This is a genomic window from Pseudoalteromonas phenolica (genome assembly GCF_044788725.1).
GTDB lineage: Bacteria > Pseudomonadota > Gammaproteobacteria > Enterobacterales > Alteromonadaceae > Pseudoalteromonas > Pseudoalteromonas phenolica_C.
Genome location: NZ_CP173161.1, coordinates 616,049 through 632,822 on the forward strand (window position 1 = coordinate 616,049; position 16,774 = coordinate 632,822).

Sequence of the window (16,774 nt, forward strand, 5' to 3'; positions counted from 1 at the left end):
TTTTGTTAAACTGAACGTGAATTTACCTTGGCAAGGAACCGTTATGCGTACCGCAGTTATCAGTCACCCACACTGTCGAAAACATAAAATGATAGCAGAGCACCCTGAGTGCCCTGAGCGTTTAGATGCCGTGTCTGATAGATTGCTTGCTTCTGGGTTAGATATTGCGGTGGCTCACAAAACGGCTCCTAAAGCAGAGCTAGAGCATATTGCGTTAGTTCATGATAAAGCACTCATAGATAAAGTCTTAAGTGCGATCCCACAAGAGGGGTTAACTGAACTAGATGGTGATACTTGGCTTTGCCCTGATTCTATGAAAGCCATAGAGCGAGCTGTTGGAGCGGGTATCTTAGCGGTAGACGAGATTTTATCGGATAATATTGATGCCGCTTTTTGTAACGTCAGACCGCCTGGGCATCATGCCAATCAAACAACCTCATCGGGTTTTTGCGTATTCAATAACGTTGCTATTGCGGCGACTTATGCTAAGCAAAAAGGCATAAAACGCATTGCTATTCTCGACATTGATGTTCATCACGGTAATGGCACCCAAGATATTTTTAGAGATGATGAAAGTGTGCTGTTTTGCTCTTTGTTTCAGTATCCGTTTTACCCCAACACGGCAATAGAAAATACGAACTCAGTAATTAACTCGCCCTTAGCTATTGCCAGTGATGGGGCAGATCTACAAGCCCTTTACTCGCAACAATGGGCACCTAAACTACAGGCATTTAATCCTGAATTGATTTTTATTAGTGCAGGCTTTGATGCTCACTTAGAAGATGATATGGGGAGCTTAAAGTTCACAGAAGCCGATTATCAGTGGCTTACTGAGCAAGTCGCTGAACTTGTTAAAAATACAGGCTGCAAGGGGATTATATCTTATCTCGAGGGCGGGTATGCGTTATCGGCTTTAGGGCGAAGTGCAGTATCTCATATCAAAGCACTAGTCGAAGCTTAAGTCTGAGAGTCACTATAAACTTGTTCTGCAAATAGAAATAACTCCTGAAGTGAACTGAAGCTAAGTTTAGCAATACAGCAGTGCCCATCTAGTTGCAGTTGCTGCTGCAACAATGCTGTGAGTGTATTGATATTAAACTCGGTAGGTTGTTTGCTTTCTAATAGGTAAGCTCCACCATCGCTTTGTAAGTATTTGAGCTGTTTTTTTTGCTCGTCACTGTAATAAAACAGCGCATCATATAAGGCTTCTTCATTGCTGATAAATTCAATGCTTTGTTCTGTTATTAACAATAGGGGAAAGGGCTTTATTGGCAAAATTTGTCCTTAATCAAAGTTTGTTTCTTAACCACTATTATACTGGCAAAGATTGACTCAATGCGAGGAGTGCTTAATGACATCTGAAAGTCGTCAACTTAAAGTCAAAGATATCTTTACCAATCAACTTTTGTCTTGTGATAAAAGCACATCGCTATTCTGTGCTGTTACAAAAATGCGTGCACACAATGTCAGTTCTATTTTTGTCACTGAAAATGACAAAATTGTTGGTATTTGGACTGAGTCGGATTGCGTTAAGCTTAATTTTTCAGAGCAAGGCTTTCAGCAAACTCCCATTGGGCAGCTGATGGCAACACCAGTGCAAAGTGTGCAGGTTGATAAAAGTCTCAGTGAAGCAACGATTAAGTTTCACCAATTAGGTATTCGACATTTATTGGTGAAAAATGAGCACTTTGAGCCCGTTGGAGTGGTCTCTCTTTCTGATATTGTACGCAACCAAGGGTTAGACCATTACCTCCACTTTCGACCCATTGATGATCATTTTGATAGAAAAGTAACTATCTTAGACAGTCGAGACTGTATTTCGAAAGTCATTGATGTGATGCGAATAAAACGTGTGACAGCAGTACTGGTGTTTAATAAAGATATGGGTGAGTACGGCATTATCACGCAAAGAGATATTGCATATATGATACTGCATCCTGATTGGCGCATGCCTTGCTGGGAACTGGCCAGCTACCCTATGCAAGCAGTTGAACCCAAAGACAGCTTGTTTGACGCCTATCGCTTAATGACGGTGAATTCGATTAGGCACCTTGTGGTTAAAGAGCCATTAACGGGGCAAGTTATAGGCTTATTGGCTTTAAAAAATGTACTGACTGAAATCGAAACGGCTTACTGCAGTGAGCTTGAAAAAGTACTCGCACAACGTGATCTAGCATTACAAAAATCAGAGAAGAATCTTTATTTAGCAAATCGAATTATCGATGCATCTTTAGATGGCATTATGATCACTCGTAGCAGTGGAGAGATCATTCAAATCAATCCAGCCTTCAGTGCGCTTACGGGCTATAAAGATTATGAAGTTTTGGGTAAAACACCAAGTTTGCTTAGCTCGGGTATACATCCGCCAGAATATTATAAAAAAATGTGGGCAGAGTTAAACGGTAAGGGAGTTTGGCAGGGGGAGATTTGTAATCGTAAAAAAAATGGCGACATTTATGTAGAGTGGCTGACCATTATTGAGATCAATGAGCCATACAGCGACGATGTGCTCTATGCCGCTATCTTTAGTGACATAACAGAGCGTAAAAATGCCGAAGAAAAAATTGTTCGCCTTGCTTATTTTGACGAGTTAACAGGGTTACCAAACCGACGCTTGTTTAACGACCGCCTGTCTATGGCTTTAGCTTCGGCGCATCGAGATAATCAAAAAATTTCTGTGATGTTTATTGATTTGGACCGTTTTAAAGAAGTGAACGATACGCTTGGTCACAGTGCCGGAGATGAGTTGTTGGTCAAAGTCAGTGAGCGTATTAAAGGGCAACTTCGAGAAGGAGATACGCTGGCAAGATTGGGTGGCGATGAATTTGTTGTGTTACTGACCGAAGTAAAAGATTTGGCCGATGTGGTGTCGTTTGCGAATGGAATACTAGATTTGTTAGGGCAGCCATTTGAAATTGGCAATATGAATGTTGGTGCAACGGCGTCAATTGGCGCTGCTGTTTATCCTGAAGATGGTTTAGATAGTGAGTCGCTACTTAAACACGCTGATGTTGCTATGTATCGCTCAAAAGAAATTGGACGGAATTCATTTCAGCTCTATAAAGCCTCTATGAATGCGCGCTCGTTAGAGCGTTTGTCTATGTTAAGCCGCTTTCAAAGTGCTTTAGAGTGCAATGAGTTTGAACTTCACTACCAGCCGGTACAATGCCTAAATGAAGAGCAGATAACCAGTGTGGAATGTTTATTACGTTGGCAAGACCCAAATTTGGGGATGATATCTCCAGCACAGTTTATTCCACTGGCTGAAGAGCTTGGGTTAATCACTAAGTTGGATCAGTGGGTCATTAACAGAGCCTGTGAGCAAATGGCGTTATGGCGTCACCAAGGTATAAATTTAGAGCGAATTGCGATAAATGTTTCTGCACAGCACTTGCACCAAGGAGAGCTAACTCAGACCGTTGCCAAAGCCTTAGAGCGCCATCAATTACCTGGCAGCTGTATTGAAGTTGAGTTAACAGAGAGTAGCTTTATCAGTAATTTACATGAAGCGAAGAGTGAGCTGAAAAAGTTGAAAGCGTTAGGGGTTTCGATTGCGCTAGATGATTTTGGTACTGGGTATTCAGCTTTAAGCTATTTAACTAAGTTACCCATTGATGTACTTAAAATAGATGCTAGTTTTACCGCGAAAGTTCCTGATGAATATGGCAATAGTGAGATTGTGACTGCCATTGTGGCCATGGCAAAAGCCTTAAAGTTGAAAGTAGTGGCTGAAGGGGTAGAGAAGCAAGTTCAAAAGGAGTTCTTAAAGCAGCTAGACTGCCATTACTTGCAAGGCTATTTGTTCTGTCGGCCTTTAAGTGAATCGCAATGGTTGAGTTTTTACCAAGAGCATATACGTTCAAATTTAGAAGCACCAATGCATTAAATGCATCGGTACTTTATTCAAATAGTTAACTTACAGTGCTTCGAAAGCCACTTCGTAAGAGGTAAATTTACGAATGTTGATAACGCCTTTATCAAAGATTAAGTACTGACCTTTAATACCCTCAAGTACGCCAGACACTTCAGGATCTTTGTCGAAGTTAAACGAGCTGATCTTGGTCGGGTATTCTGTCACAGGGAAATCTAAATCAACGACTTCTTCGTCTAATTGTTCAATGGCGGTGGCGCCAAACAACTCAGCCAGCTCATCTAATTTAGCTTGAATTTGTGGAATAAGCTCAGCAGCCGCGGCTTTTAAATCGACATCGACACTAACGCCTTTGAGCATATTGCGCCAATTGGTTTTATCGGCAATGAACTCGGCTAAAGCGACTTCTACGAGACCTGACTGCAAGCGTGTTTGCACCTTAAAAATAGGCAGAGCTTGTGTTGCGCCTTGGTCAATCCAGCGCGTAGGAATTTGTGTATGACGAGTAATACCGACTTTTAACCCTGACGTATTAGCAAGGTAAACATAGTGCGGGATCATACAATTTGCTTCACCCCATTCAGGCTCGCGACAGGTACCTTGATCAAAATGACAAGTTTCAGGCTTCATAATACACATGTCACAGCTAGCCAGTTTTTTCATACACACAAAGCAGTGACCTTGTGAGTAACTTTTTTTGGTTTTTTTACCACAGCTACAACAGAAAATATTACCTGTGAAAGTTAGCTTAATCGCTTTACCAAAATATTGGTTTAGATTAACCAATTCATCGCCTAGTGGAAGATGATATTGAATCGGTTGAGTGTGATCTGCTTTTAGTTTACGCAGTGTACCTTGCATCTTTACGCCCCTAAAGATGTGAAAATTTAAGTGCGCAGTCTAGCAAAGCTGGTGGCTAGTTAAAAGAAAGGCCCTATAAAGGGCCTTTAATCATCTAAATAGATGTGAGATTACTGTTCGCGAGCAATGGCGCGATAAGCGATATCAGTACGGAACTCAACACCGTCCCAATTGATTTCGTTTACCAGGGCATAAGCGCGTTTTTGCGCTTCAGTCACAGTGTGACCAAGTGCAGTTGCACAAAGTACACGACCGCCTGCTGTTACAACGTTTTCGCCGTCTTGCTTAGTACCTGCGTGGAATACTTTCTCGCCTTCAGCGTAATCAACACGAAGACCTGAGATAGCATCACCTTTTGGATAGCTACCAGGGTAGCCTTTTGCTGCAAGTACGACGCCTACCGCTGCACGTGAATCGAACTTAATTTCAGTTTGATCTAGCTCTTCACGGTTTGCCGCTTGAATTAGCTCTACTAAGTCAGACTGTAAACGTAGCATGATAGGTTGAGTTTCAGGATCACCGAAACGACAGTTATACTCGATTACCTTAGGTGTACCGTCAGCTGTGATCATCAGACCTGCGTATAGGAAACCTGTGTAAGGAGCACCTTCACTAGCCATACCTTCAACCGTTGGGTTGATCACTTCGTTCATGATGCGCTCATGAATGTCAGCGGTTACAACCGGTGCAGGAGAGTAAGCACCCATACCACCTGTATTAGGACCTTGGTCGCCGTTGTATGCACGTTTGTGGTCTTGGCTTGTTGCAAATGGCAGCACGTTTTTACCGTCAACCATGACGATGAAAGAGGCTTCTTCACCTTCAAGGAATTCTTCGATAACTACACGGCTACCCGCTTCACCGAATGCATTTCCAGCAAGCATATCACGGATTGCTTCTTCCGCTTCTGCTTCTGTCATTGCAACAATTACACCTTTACCTGCAGCAAGGCCATCAGCCTTAACAACAATCGGTGCACCTTTTTCTTTTAAGTAAGCAAGAGCAGGTTCGATTTGTTCAAACGTTTGATATTCCGCAGTTGGAATGTCATGGCGCGCTAAGAAGTCTTTTGTGAACGACTTAGAACCTTCAAGTTGCGCTGCTGCCGCTGTTGGGCCGAAGATAGCTAGACCTTCTTCACGGAAGCGGTCAACCACACCAATAACTAATGGTGCTTCAGGGCCAACAATAGTTAGCTCGACGTTGTTGTCTTTTGCAAATGCAACGAGTGCATCTAGGTCTTCAACACCAATCGCCACATTTTCTAACTTAGGCTCTAGTGCAGTACCTGCATTACCAGGTGCAACAAAAACGGTTCTTACAGAAGGGTTTTGAGCGGCTTTAAACGCAAGCGCGTGTTCACGGCCGCCACTGCCAATGACTAGTACATTCATGGCGTATTTATCCTATTATAACTTTTTGAATTTTAGGGTCATGCGATCGCTTTCCCCAATTGCCTTATACTGTTCAGCTTTTTCTTCACCTAAAGCTAAACGTGGTGGCAATGTCCAAACACCTTTCGGGTGATTAGCGCTATCAAGTGGGTTAGCGTTAATTTCGCTTGCTTCTACCAATTCAAAACCTGCTTTTTTAGCAACTTCAATAACATAGCTTTGCTTCATATACCCTGATGACTTTTGGTCTTCGTCGGCACGGTGTTCAGGTAAACGATGTTCAACAACACCTAAGATACCACCCGTTTTAAGCGCTTTATTAAATGCTTTAAATGCACTTAAAGTACTGTCTTCGCCACCACGCATGTACCAGTTGTGTACATTACGGAAGGTTAAAACCATGTCAGCAGAGCCTGCAGGAGCAATGTCTGAGTGAGTGACAGGGGCAAACTCGGTAATTTTTACTTCGCTAAAGCGTGCATCTTCAGCCACTTTCTGTTTAAAACCAGCCAGTGAGCGCTGGTAATAACCTACTTTTGAATCAGCAGGGAAGTGCGCTGCATAGAAAGTACCTTGGCCCTTAACAGCAGGTGCTAAGATCTCCGAGTACCAACCACCACCAGGTGCAATTTCAACCACTGTCATATTTGGCTTAAGGCCAAAAAACTCAAGAGTTTGCGTAGGGCGACGATATTGGTCACGGGCACGGTTTTGTTCAGAACGTGCGCTATCAGCAACTGCCGATGTTAACTGTGCAGAGCTAGATGATGTAGATGAACCTGTTGCAGAACAACCTGCAATAGCAGTAACAATGCTAGCAGCGAGAAGTGTTTTTAAACCGAATTTCATTTTTTATGTCCTTCACTTTGAGTGTGTTTTAAGCAGACTACTTGAAATTGGGAGAAAGAAAAAGCGCGAAACGATGAATGTTTCGCGCATCTCGATTAGTGACGGAAGTGGCGCATGCCAGTAAATACCATCGCCATGCCAGCTTCATCAGCTGCCGCGATAACTTCTTCGTCACGCATTGAACCACCTGGTTGGATAACCGCAGTGATACCCGCTTCAGCAGCGGCATCAATACCATCACGGAATGGGAAGAATGCGTCTGAAGCCATAACAGAACCTTTAACTTCTAGGTTCTCGTCAGCTGCTTTAATACCAGCAATCTTCGCAGAGTAAACGCGGCTCATTTGACCTGCGCCTACACCAATTGTCATACCGTCTTTTGCGTATACAATTGCGTTTGATTTAACGAACTTAGCCACTTTCCAGCAGAACATTAGATCTTTTAGTTCTTGCTCTGTAGGCTGGCGCTTAGAAACCACTTTAAGGTCACCCATTTCAACCATGCCTTGGTCACGGTCTTGTACTAAGATACCGCCGTTAACACGCTTGATATCAGCTTGCGTTGTTTTGCTTGACCATTCGCCGCACTCAAGAAGACGTACGTTCTTCTTAGCTGCAACGATTTGCGTCGCTTCAGCAGAGATACTTGGTGCGATGATTACTTCAACGAATTGACGTGACACAATCGCTTCCGCTGTGTTTGCATCTAGTTCACGGTTGAATGCAATGATGCCACCGAATGCAGATGTAGGGTCTGTTTTGAAAGCACGGTCGTAAGCTGCAAGAATGTCTTCGTCTACCGCTACGCCACATGGGTTAGCGTGCTTAACGATAACACACGCTGGCTTGTCGAACTCTTTTACACACTCAAGCGCTGCGTCAGTGTCAGCGATGTTGTTGTAAGAAAGGGCTTTACCTTGTAGCTGCTTTGCAGTTGCAACTGATGCTTCTTCAAGGTTGTTTTCAACATAGAAAGCAGCATCTTGGTGAGAGTTTTCACCGTAACGCATATCTTGCTTCTTAGTGAATTGCATGTTGATAGTACGAGGGAATTTAGTCTCAACAGCGGCTTCTTCAGTGTAATCAGGGACCATTTTACCGAAGTAGTTGGCAATCATACCGTCGTATTGTGCTGTGTGCTCGTATGCTGCAATCGCAAGGTCGAAACGTGTTTGATACGTTGTTGAGCCTTCGTTTGCTTGCATTTCTGCAATCACGCGATCGTAATCTGAAGCGTTTACAACAATTGTCACGTCTTTGTGGTTTTTCGCCGCAGCGCGAACCATAGTTGGACCACCGATGTCGATGTTTTCAATCGCATCTTCTAAAGTACAACCTTCTTTGGCAACAGTTTGTGCAAATGGGTAAAGGTTAACAACAACCATGTCGATAGCCGAAATGTTGTTTTCTTCCATCACGCCTTCGTCTTGGCCGCGACGACCTAAGATCCCGCCATGTACTTTCGGGTGAAGGGTTTTTACTCGGCCATCCATAATTTCTGGGTGACCTGTGTAGTCAGATACTTCCGTGGCAGCAATGCCGTTCTCTGTTAGTAGTTTAAACGTACCGCCAGTTGAAAGTACTTCTACGCCTTGTGCACTTAGTGCGCGGGCAAATTCAACAATACCGGTTTTATCTGACACGCTTAGTAGCGCGCGACGAATTGGACGATGTATATCCATGATGGTTTGGGTTTCCTCAATGATTACTTAAGGGCTAGCTTAGAAGTGCGCTATTTTAGCCTAAAATGAATGAGAAAACGATTAAAAAGGCAGAGAAGAGGGTGAGAAAAACTGAATTTATGCTGTTGGTATTTTGCACAAAGTGTGTTTGTTTGAAATTTAACTGCTAGTGTATCGAAACGCTAAATTATTAAAATTTAGACAATAAAAAAGCACCCTAAGGCGCTTTTTTATTAATACCAATCCTCTTAATCGAGTGATTTATTTTGAGGCAAGTAAAATTAGTCGATAGCTAGGCAAAAATTTTGCAATTTAGTTGTTCTAAATAAGGAATTTTTAACGAAGCTAGCGTCAGTTTTAGTCCCTCAAAATAATTAAGTATTATTGTGGATTGGTATAAGCATTAAGCAGAAACTGAAATTAGTTCATGCCGTACTTTTTAAGCTTCTTACGAAGAGTACCACGGTTGATACCTAGTAAGATCGCAGCACGAGTTTGGTTACCACGAGTATAAGTCATTACTTCTTCTAAAAGTGGTGCTTCAAGCTCAGAAAGAACAAGATCGTAAACGTCTTGTACGTCTTGACCGTTAAGCTGTTTTAAATAATGGTGTACAGCTTTTTTTACTGCATCGCGCAAAGGTTGCGGTTTCTCTTGTGACTGAACGTGAGCGTTAGTAATAAATGGAGAAGTCACATTTTGTTCGAACATCTTTATGTCTCTTTCTTAGTTAGCTGCTAGTGTTTTAAAGTATTGCTCTAATGCCTCGATTTGCTCATTTGGCGTTTCAAGGGCATTAAATACTCGCCTAAATTGACCTTCTTGGTCATGGGCCTGCAAATACCAAGATACATGCTTGCGTGCGATGCGCGCTCCCATTGGCTCCCCATAGAATTGATGAAGGTTCACTAAGTGCTCCATCAATATGCTTTGCACTTCAGACAATGCTGGTGCAGGCATATGCTCTCCGGTTCGCAAATAATGGTCTATCTCTCGGAAAATCCAAGGACGACCTTGGGCGGCTCGACCAATCATAATGGCATCTGCGCCCGTATATTCCAGTACCTGCTTCGCTTTCTCTGGAGAGGTAATGTCTCCATTGGCAACCACAGGAATTGATATTGAACGTTTAATATCCCGAATCGTGGCATATTCAGCTTCCCCTTTGTACATGCAAGCACGCGTGCGACCATGCACAGCCAAAGAAGCAATTCCATTACGTTCAGCTATCTTTGCAATCTCAACACCATTGCGGTTATCGGTATCCCAGCCAGTACGGATCTTTAATGTCACCGGTACATCAACGGCTGCGACAACTGCCTGAACAATTTCTTCAACCAGTTGTGGATACTGCAATAATGCAGAGCCTGCTAATTTCTTATTCACTTTCTTAGCGGGGCAGCCCATATTGATATCTATGACCTGCGCACCGTTATCTACATTGAACTGAGCTGCCTGTGCCATCAACTCAGGATCGGCACCTGCAATTTGCACAGAGCGAATACCAGACTCACCAGAATGATCCATACGGTTCATCGATTTATCTGTTTTCCATACTTTTGGATTTGAAGACATCATTTCTGACACCGCAAGACCGGCACCCATTCGGCGACATAATTGTCTGAATGGTCTATCAGTGATCCCAGCCATCGGGGCTACAATCAAGTTGTTTTCAAGTTGGTATGGACCTATACGCACTGCTATCCAAATCTGCCTCGTTTCAAGGGGCGCTAAGTTTACGGTTTTTTTTGAAAAAATCAAAGGCTAATAATTGAACATTATTGCTTTTTTTTTGAACTTTATATCTTGACTTTTGATAACAGTTTGAAGGGGCTTTCTTATTGGGGGATTTTTGAGCAAAAACAGCGTGTATGAAGAAAAATAATTTAGGTCATGAAAGTGAAAAATTCGTAAAGCCTGTTAAACACAGGCTTTAGCTGTTACAAGTTACTAACTCTACAGATAGAGTATTTTGCTTAACTTGCTTTCATTTGACCACTTACGCGCGTCCATTCTCCTTCTTGTGCAATGGCTTCAAGGTCAATAAATGGCGCGTAAACATCGGCAACAGATTGTGCTTGCTCTTCTAAGATACCTGACATAGCAATCGCACCTGTTGGCTTTAAGAAGCCAAGAATGATTTCATGCAATTCTCGAAGTGGCTGAGCAAGGATATTTGCTACCACAATATCTGCATGAAACTCCGGTTGGTTTTCAGGTAGATATACTTCAAGTTGGTCGGCTACGCCGTTACGCTCTGCATTATCTTTAGAAGCTATCAATGCTTGCGGGTCAATATCAATACCAATCACACGTTCAGCACCAAGTTTGATTGCAGCAATACCTAAAATACCTGAGCCACAACCAAAATCGACCACTGTTTTACCCGTCAAATCTTGGCTTTCTAGCCATTTTAAACAAAGGGCGGTTGTTGCATGTGTGCCAGTACCAAATGCAAGGCCTGGATCTAGCAGTACGTTTACGGCATCTGGTTCTGGAATATCACGCCAGCTAGGGCAGATCCAAAGTCGTTCACCAAACTTGATTGGGTGGAAGTTATCCATCCATTCGCGTTCCCAGTCTTTGTCTTCTAGCTGTTCTATTTTGTAAGTAAGCGTATCAGCAACATTGGCTTTTAGATACGCGACAACCACGTCCATATCGTGTGCGGCATCGAATAAGCCAATCACCATGGTTTCAGGCCATAAGATGACCTCGCCCGGCTTAGGTTCATAGACAGGGCTATTACTGCCATCCATAAAAGTGACCGATGGACAGCCTACGTCTAAAAGTAAATCACTGATTTGATCAGCGCTTTCTTTGTTAGCGTGAATGCGAATTTGGATCCAAGCCATGGGTATTCCTAAATAATGAGTTAATAAAAAGGCCGCTTATAGCGGCCTTCAAAATAAGTTTTTTATTCTTAGCCTTTAACGTCTAAGAAGCTCTTTAATAAATCAGAGCGAGAAGGGTGGCGAAGCTTACGAAGCGCTTTTGCTTCAATCTGACGAATACGCTCACGTGTTACGTCAAACTGTTTACCTACCTCTTCTAATGTGTGGTCAGTATTCATATCGATACCAAAACGCATACGAAGTACTTTAGCTTCACGAGCAGTTAGACCCGCTAATACTTCGTTTGTTGCGCCACGAAGACTTTCCATCGTTGCTGAATCAATCGGAGACTCAATTGTTGTGTCTTCGATGAAATCACCTAAGTGCGAATCTTCATCATCACCAATTGGTGTTTCCATTGAGATTGGCTCTTTCGCAATCTTCAATACCTTACGGATCTTGTCTTCAGGCATCATCATACGTTCTGCCAGCTCTTCAGGGCTTGGCTCACGACCCATTTCTTGTAGCATCTGACGAGAAATACGATTTAGTTTATTAATCGTTTCAATCATATGTACAGGGATACGGATTGTACGTGCTTGGTCAGCGATAGAACGTGTAATTGCCTGACGGATCCACCAAGTCGCATAAGTTGAGAACTTATAACCACGGCGGTATTCGAACTTATCAACCGCTTTCATTAGACCAATGTTACCTTCTTGGATAAGGTCCAAGAACTGTAGGCCACGGTTGGTGTATTTTTTCGCAATTGAAATTACAAGACGTAAGTTCGCTTCAACCATTTCTTTTTTCGCACGGCGAGCTTTAGCTTCACCAATACTCATACGACGGTTGATGTCTTTGATACGCTCAATTGTTAAACCTGTGCTCTCTTCAATTGCTTTCAGCTTGTTGATACAGCGCTCTACTTCAGGCTTAACTTCTTGTAATTTTACTGAGTACTTTTCGTTAGCAGCAATTTCTGCGTCAACCCAAGCCATGTCAGTTTCGTTGTTTGCAAAGTGCTTAACAAAAGTCTTCTTCGGTACCTTAGCGATTTGTACCACTTGCTTCATGACAATACGTTCTTGAACACGTACTTTGTCCATCATTTCACGCATGTTATTAACCATGCGGTCGAATTGCTTAGGTACTAGTTTGAAAGTACGGAAGTGGTCACCAATTTCAGTGATAGCAACTTGTGCATCAGGGTGAGCACGACCTTTTGTTTCAAAGATAACGCGTGCAGCATTATAAAGCTCACGAAGTTTTTCGAAGTTTTCTCGTGCTTCTTCAGGATCAGGACCTGTATCCGCTTCTTCTTCGTCTTCGTCATCAGAATCATCATCTTCATCATCAAGCTCTTCTTCGCTCAATTCAGAACCGATGTGTGTGGCTGAAATTTGTGTTTCTTCAGCATCAGGATCAAAGAAACCAGAAATGATGTCGCTAAGACGCATCTCTTCTGCTTCAAATTTGTCCCACTGCTCAAGAAGGTAAGTAATAGCTTCTGGGTACTCAGCAACTGAGATTTGTACTTGGTTGATACCTTCTTCAATACGTTTGGCGATTTCAATTTCACCTTCACGCGTAAGTAGTTCAACAGTACCCATTTCACGCATGTACATGCGTACCGGATCGGTAGTACGACCGATTTCTTTTTCCACAGTTGCAAGTGCGGCAGCGGCTGCTTCAGCAGCATCTTCGTCTGTCGTAGTTTCTTGCATCATTAGTTCATCGGCATCTGGTGCATTTTCAGCAACCTTAATACCCATGTCATTGATCATACTAATGATGTCTTCTACTTGATCTGAATCTATGATGTCCTGTGGAAGGTGATCGTTAACTTCTGCAAACGTTAAGTAACCTTGTTCTTTACCTTTCTGAATCAGAAGTTTGAGTTGTGACTGAGGAGATTGATCCATAGAGAATTATGCTTCCACTCTGATAAGTTGATACAACAGGCGCTAGCACTACAGCATTTTAAGCTAGGCGCACGTGAATAGAACATTATAACAGCAATGATTAATGTTCGCTAGTCATTCTAACGTTTAAGTGCCTGAGTTAATAACGCAAGCTCGAGTTTTTCATCTCTACTTAAACCTTCGGTCTTGTCTTTTATTAATAGGGTCTCGTGTCGGTAATTTAAACACTGGTTTTCTATAAATTGAAAAGAATCTTTAAAATAGTCTTCGAGTTTTTCATCAGCAACACCATGTTGCCAAACAGCTAGCTTTTTCAAAGCGTCAAACTCAGGCGTATCTCGGTATTGTTCGAGCAGCTGTGCCGTTGTTATATCACTATTGTTCAGACATAAGCTTTGTATATTGAGCAATAATTTAATACCGGGAATGGCCATTTCGGCAAGTTCAGGCATATACTCAACACAGCTTGCGAGTTTAGGGTGTTGTAATAATAGACCGATTGCGCCACGCATAGGCGTAACTTTAAACTTTCTTTCTATTGAAAGTTGCTCGTTTGGATTATCTACTTTTTTAGCGAGCTGCTCTTTGGTTCGCCCGATCAGCTTTGCCAATGTTTCTAGCAGGTTTTCTTGATAGAACTCACTGGGTACTTTAGAAATAAGCGGTAATGCATCGCTCATTAATTTGGCTTTACCAGAGTCGGATGTGACATCGCAACTTTCTAGTAACTTGCGGAACAGTACTTTTGAAAAGTCTTCAGCTTGATCTAGTCGTGATTCAAAAGTGTCTTTGCCTTCTTTTTGCACCAATGAATCAGGGTCTTCACCATCTGGTAAAAATACAAAGCGCAAAGATTTTCCGTCTTTCAAATTACTTAGTGCGTTCTCGAGTGCACGCCAAGCCGCATCGCGACCCGCCCTATCGCCATCATAACAACAGATAACTAGGTCGGTTGTTCTGAATAGGGTCTGCATATGCTCAGGTGTTGTAGCTGTCCCAAGTGCTGCTACTGCGTAACTTATACCTTGTTCGGCCAATGCCACAACGTCCATATAGCCTTCAACAATGAGCATTTTTTCAAGTTTACTATTCGCTTGTTTTGCTTCATATAAGCCGTATAGCTCTAGGCTCTTATGGAAAATACGTGTTTCAGGCGAGTTTAGGTATTTAGGGCCTTGATCATCGCCCATCACTCGCCCACCAAAAGCAACGACACGGCCTCGTTTATCACGAATAGGGAACATCAACCTATTGCGGAAGAAGTCGAATTGTTTACCTGGTGTTTTTTCGGATGCGAGTTTTAATTCTAGTAATTGTTGCTTTTGAGCAGGGTTACGAGCAAGTTGGTCACCTAATGCATTCCATTCGTCCGGGGCGTATCCAATGAGGTATTTTTGAACCGTTTCACCAGATAAACCTCTGCCTTTAACATAGTCAATAACTTGCGTTGCATTTTTATGGTGCTTCAGTTGGTGCTGAAAAAACTTTGCGGTTTGCAACATTAAGTCATAATCAGACTTTTTCTCCTGCATACTTCGCTCAGGTTTACCAGAACCTTGTTCTCGAGGCACTTCGAGATTTAAAAGAGCAGCGAGTTCTTCAATGGCGTCGACAAATTCGAGTTTATCGTAATCCATCATAAATGAAATGGCGTTACCATTGGCGCCGCAGCCAAAGCAATGATAGAACTGTTTATCTCTAGAGACGGTGAAAGAAGGGGATTTTTCGTTATGAAAAGGGCAGCAAGCTTGATAATCTTTTCCCGCTTTTTTTAAGCCTACACGGTTATCAATCAAGTCAACAATATCAGTTCTATCGAGTAATTCATCGATAAATTGTCTGGGGATTTTTCCTGCCATAAATACTCTAGAGCTTATACGAAGAAACCGAGCGCATGGCTCGGTTTACTTAAACATACTATCAGTATGTGGGATTATGCGCTTAATCTTTGCTTAATTAAACCAGAAACTTTGCCTAAATCGGCTTTGCCTTCTGCTTTTGCTTTGATTAACCCCATAACTTTACCCATGTCTTGCATACCTGCTGCACCTGATTCGGCAATTGCAGCATCAATCAAAGCTAAAATTTCTTCCTCAGTCAAAGGCTGAGGTAAGAAAGCTTCAAGCGCTTCAATTTCATTGGCTTCAATTTCGGCTAAATCATCACGACCCGCATCTTTGTACTGGGTGTATGAATCACGGCGTTGTTTAACTAACTTCACTAAAACAGAGGTAATACCTGCATCATCTAGTGTCGTTTGATTGTCAATCTCACGCTGTTTGATTTCAGCAAGAACCATACGAATAGCACCAAGGCGAACCTTGTCTTTTGCTTTCATTGATTCTTTTTGTGCGTCTTTTAGCTTTGTTAAAAGGCTCATTTATACAAGACCAAAAACGGATTAGTATAATTTAACGCGACGTGCGTTTTCGCGAGAAAGCTTCTTCATGTGACGCTTTACTGCAGCAGCTTTTTTACGCTTACGCTCAGCTGTTGGCTTTTCATAGTGCTCGCGACGACGAACTTCTGAAAGGATACCTGCTTTTTCACATGAACGCTTAAAACGACGAAGTGCTACGTCAAACGGTTCGTTTTCTCTTACTTTAATTACTGGCATTAAAAATTCACCTACCTAATTTATGAGCTATGCTCATCTGATCAAATAATGACCACGTGGTTCAAAAATGGTGCGGTATTGTAAGCCGAAGCATTACCGCATGTAAAGACTAAATTATAGCAAATTAACAAGCTGGTTTTTAATTTCTTTGGTAAAGCCTGCAAAGTACTTGTCCTGCTTGTTTTTCTTTCAATATATGCCAATTTTCTGGAGCGTTTAAAGTGCACTCTTTTTCGACTTCGACGTAGATTAATGCATTATCAGAAAGCCAATTATTTTGCTCAAGCAATTGGCAACTAGGCTCAGCAAGCCCTTTTCTAAACGGCGGATCTACAAACACCAAATCAAAATTAAGGCCTTGGTTTTGGCTATTTAAAAAATCTATCGCGCTATTATTAATTACGTGAGCGTTTTCAAGCTTTAGTGTACAAATATTCTTTTTAAGTTGCTCTGCTGCTTGTTTATTTAATTCTATAAAAGTTGCATCTTTTGCGAAACGAGATAAACACTCAAAACCTAGCCCCCCAGAGCCTGCAAAGCAATCTAGTACTTTTGCTTCGCGAGTATCTTGCATTAACCAGTTGAAAACAGTCTCTTTGATTCTGTCTGTTGTCGGGCGCAACCCTTCTAAATCATTGACTGGTAATTTACGGCCACGAAACTGGCCACTAATGATCCGAATAAAGCCGCTATTACTGGCGCGTTGAGGTGAAGGTTTTCTTTTCATGCTTTTGACATCAA

15 protein-coding genes are annotated in these 16,774 nt (G+C 42.3%); 2 read left to right on the plus strand and 13 right to left on the minus strand.

The genetic code is table 11. From position 1 onward, the window contains the following. The first annotated feature begins 43 nt into the window (after positions 1–43). The gene (locus ACH784_RS02820; RefSeq protein WP_404393376.1) at positions 44–961 is read left to right on the plus strand and encodes a histone deacetylase family protein; all 918 of its coding nucleotides are present in this window, start codon (positions 44–46) and stop codon (positions 959–961) included. On the opposite strand, the gene ACH784_RS02825 is transcribed toward ACH784_RS02820, so the two are convergent. Further along, the gene (locus ACH784_RS02825; protein ID WP_404393378.1) at positions 958–1,275 is read right to left on the minus strand and encodes a hypothetical protein; all 318 of its coding nucleotides are present in this window, start codon (positions 1,273–1,275) and stop codon (positions 958–960) included. The genes ACH784_RS02820 and ACH784_RS02825 overlap by 4 nt on opposite strands. Before the next feature lie 76 nt (positions 1,276–1,351). Between ACH784_RS02825 and ACH784_RS02830 the strand changes: the two genes are divergently transcribed. Then, positions 1,352–3,886, plus strand: a complete 2,535-nt coding sequence (locus tag ACH784_RS02830; RefSeq protein WP_404393380.1) for an EAL domain-containing protein — start codon at positions 1,352–1,354, stop codon at positions 3,884–3,886. A 30-nt stretch (positions 3,887–3,916) separates the two neighbouring features. Here ACH784_RS02830 and ACH784_RS02835 read toward each other — a convergent pair whose 3' ends face one another. From ACH784_RS02835 to rsmD, 12 genes are all read right to left on the minus strand, one after another. Beyond that, entirely contained in the window at positions 3,917–4,732 is an 816-nt protein-coding gene (locus tag ACH784_RS02835; protein WP_058030958.1) for a DUF2797 domain-containing protein, read from the minus strand. Between the two features lie 110 nt (positions 4,733–4,842). Then, a complete protein-coding gene (gene purD / locus ACH784_RS02840; protein ID WP_058030957.1) occupies positions 4,843–6,126 on the minus strand; it encodes a phosphoribosylamine--glycine ligase in 1,284 nt (427 codons plus the stop codon). Between the two features lie 15 nt (positions 6,127–6,141). Further along, positions 6,142–6,975 (minus strand): class I SAM-dependent methyltransferase, encoded by an 834-nt coding sequence (locus ACH784_RS02845; protein WP_404393382.1) that lies wholly within the window; start codon positions 6,973–6,975, stop codon positions 6,142–6,144. 95 nt (positions 6,976–7,070) lie between these two features. Next, positions 7,071–8,657: a bifunctional phosphoribosylaminoimidazolecarboxamide formyltransferase/IMP cyclohydrolase gene (purH, locus tag ACH784_RS02850; RefSeq protein ID WP_404393384.1), complete on the minus strand. Its 1,587-nt coding sequence runs from the start codon at positions 8,655–8,657 to the stop codon at positions 7,071–7,073. A 420-nt stretch (positions 8,658–9,077) separates the two neighbouring features. Next, complete coding sequence (gene fis, locus ACH784_RS02855) at positions 9,078–9,368, minus strand: DNA-binding transcriptional regulator Fis (RefSeq protein WP_005491017.1); 291 nt, start codon at positions 9,366–9,368, stop codon at positions 9,078–9,080. Between the two features lie 15 nt (positions 9,369–9,383). Next, on the minus strand, positions 9,384–10,355 hold the full coding sequence (gene dusB / locus ACH784_RS02860) for a tRNA dihydrouridine synthase DusB (protein ID WP_404393387.1): 972 nt from the start codon (positions 10,353–10,355) through the stop codon (positions 9,384–9,386). Positions 10,356–10,633: 278 nt separating this feature from the next. Beyond that, positions 10,634–11,512: a 50S ribosomal protein L11 methyltransferase gene (prmA, locus tag ACH784_RS02865; protein WP_404393389.1), complete on the minus strand. Its 879-nt coding sequence runs from the start codon at positions 11,510–11,512 to the stop codon at positions 10,634–10,636. A gap of 68 nt (positions 11,513–11,580) precedes the next feature. After that, the gene (gene rpoD / locus ACH784_RS02870; RefSeq protein WP_404393391.1) at positions 11,581–13,416 is read right to left on the minus strand and encodes an RNA polymerase sigma factor RpoD; all 1,836 of its coding nucleotides are present in this window, start codon (positions 13,414–13,416) and stop codon (positions 11,581–11,583) included. 119 nt (positions 13,417–13,535) lie between these two features. Then, positions 13,536–15,275 carry a DNA primase gene (gene dnaG / locus ACH784_RS02875; RefSeq protein ID WP_404393393.1) on the minus strand — a complete coding sequence of 580 codons (1,740 nt, stop codon included), beginning with the start codon at positions 15,273–15,275 and terminating at the stop codon, positions 13,536–13,538. A gap of 74 nt (positions 15,276–15,349) precedes the next feature. Further along, on the minus strand, positions 15,350–15,796 hold the full coding sequence (locus ACH784_RS02880) for a GatB/YqeY domain-containing protein (RefSeq protein ID WP_404393395.1): 447 nt from the start codon (positions 15,794–15,796) through the stop codon (positions 15,350–15,352). A gap of 21 nt (positions 15,797–15,817) precedes the next feature. Next, positions 15,818–16,033: a 30S ribosomal protein S21 gene (gene rpsU, locus ACH784_RS02885; RefSeq protein ID WP_010362466.1), complete on the minus strand. Its 216-nt coding sequence runs from the start codon at positions 16,031–16,033 to the stop codon at positions 15,818–15,820. 139 nt (positions 16,034–16,172) lie between these two features. Continuing rightward, a complete protein-coding gene (gene rsmD, locus ACH784_RS02890; RefSeq protein WP_404393398.1) occupies positions 16,173–16,760 on the minus strand; it encodes a 16S rRNA (guanine(966)-N(2))-methyltransferase RsmD in 588 nt (195 codons plus the stop codon). Positions 16,761–16,774: the final 14 nt, after the last annotated feature.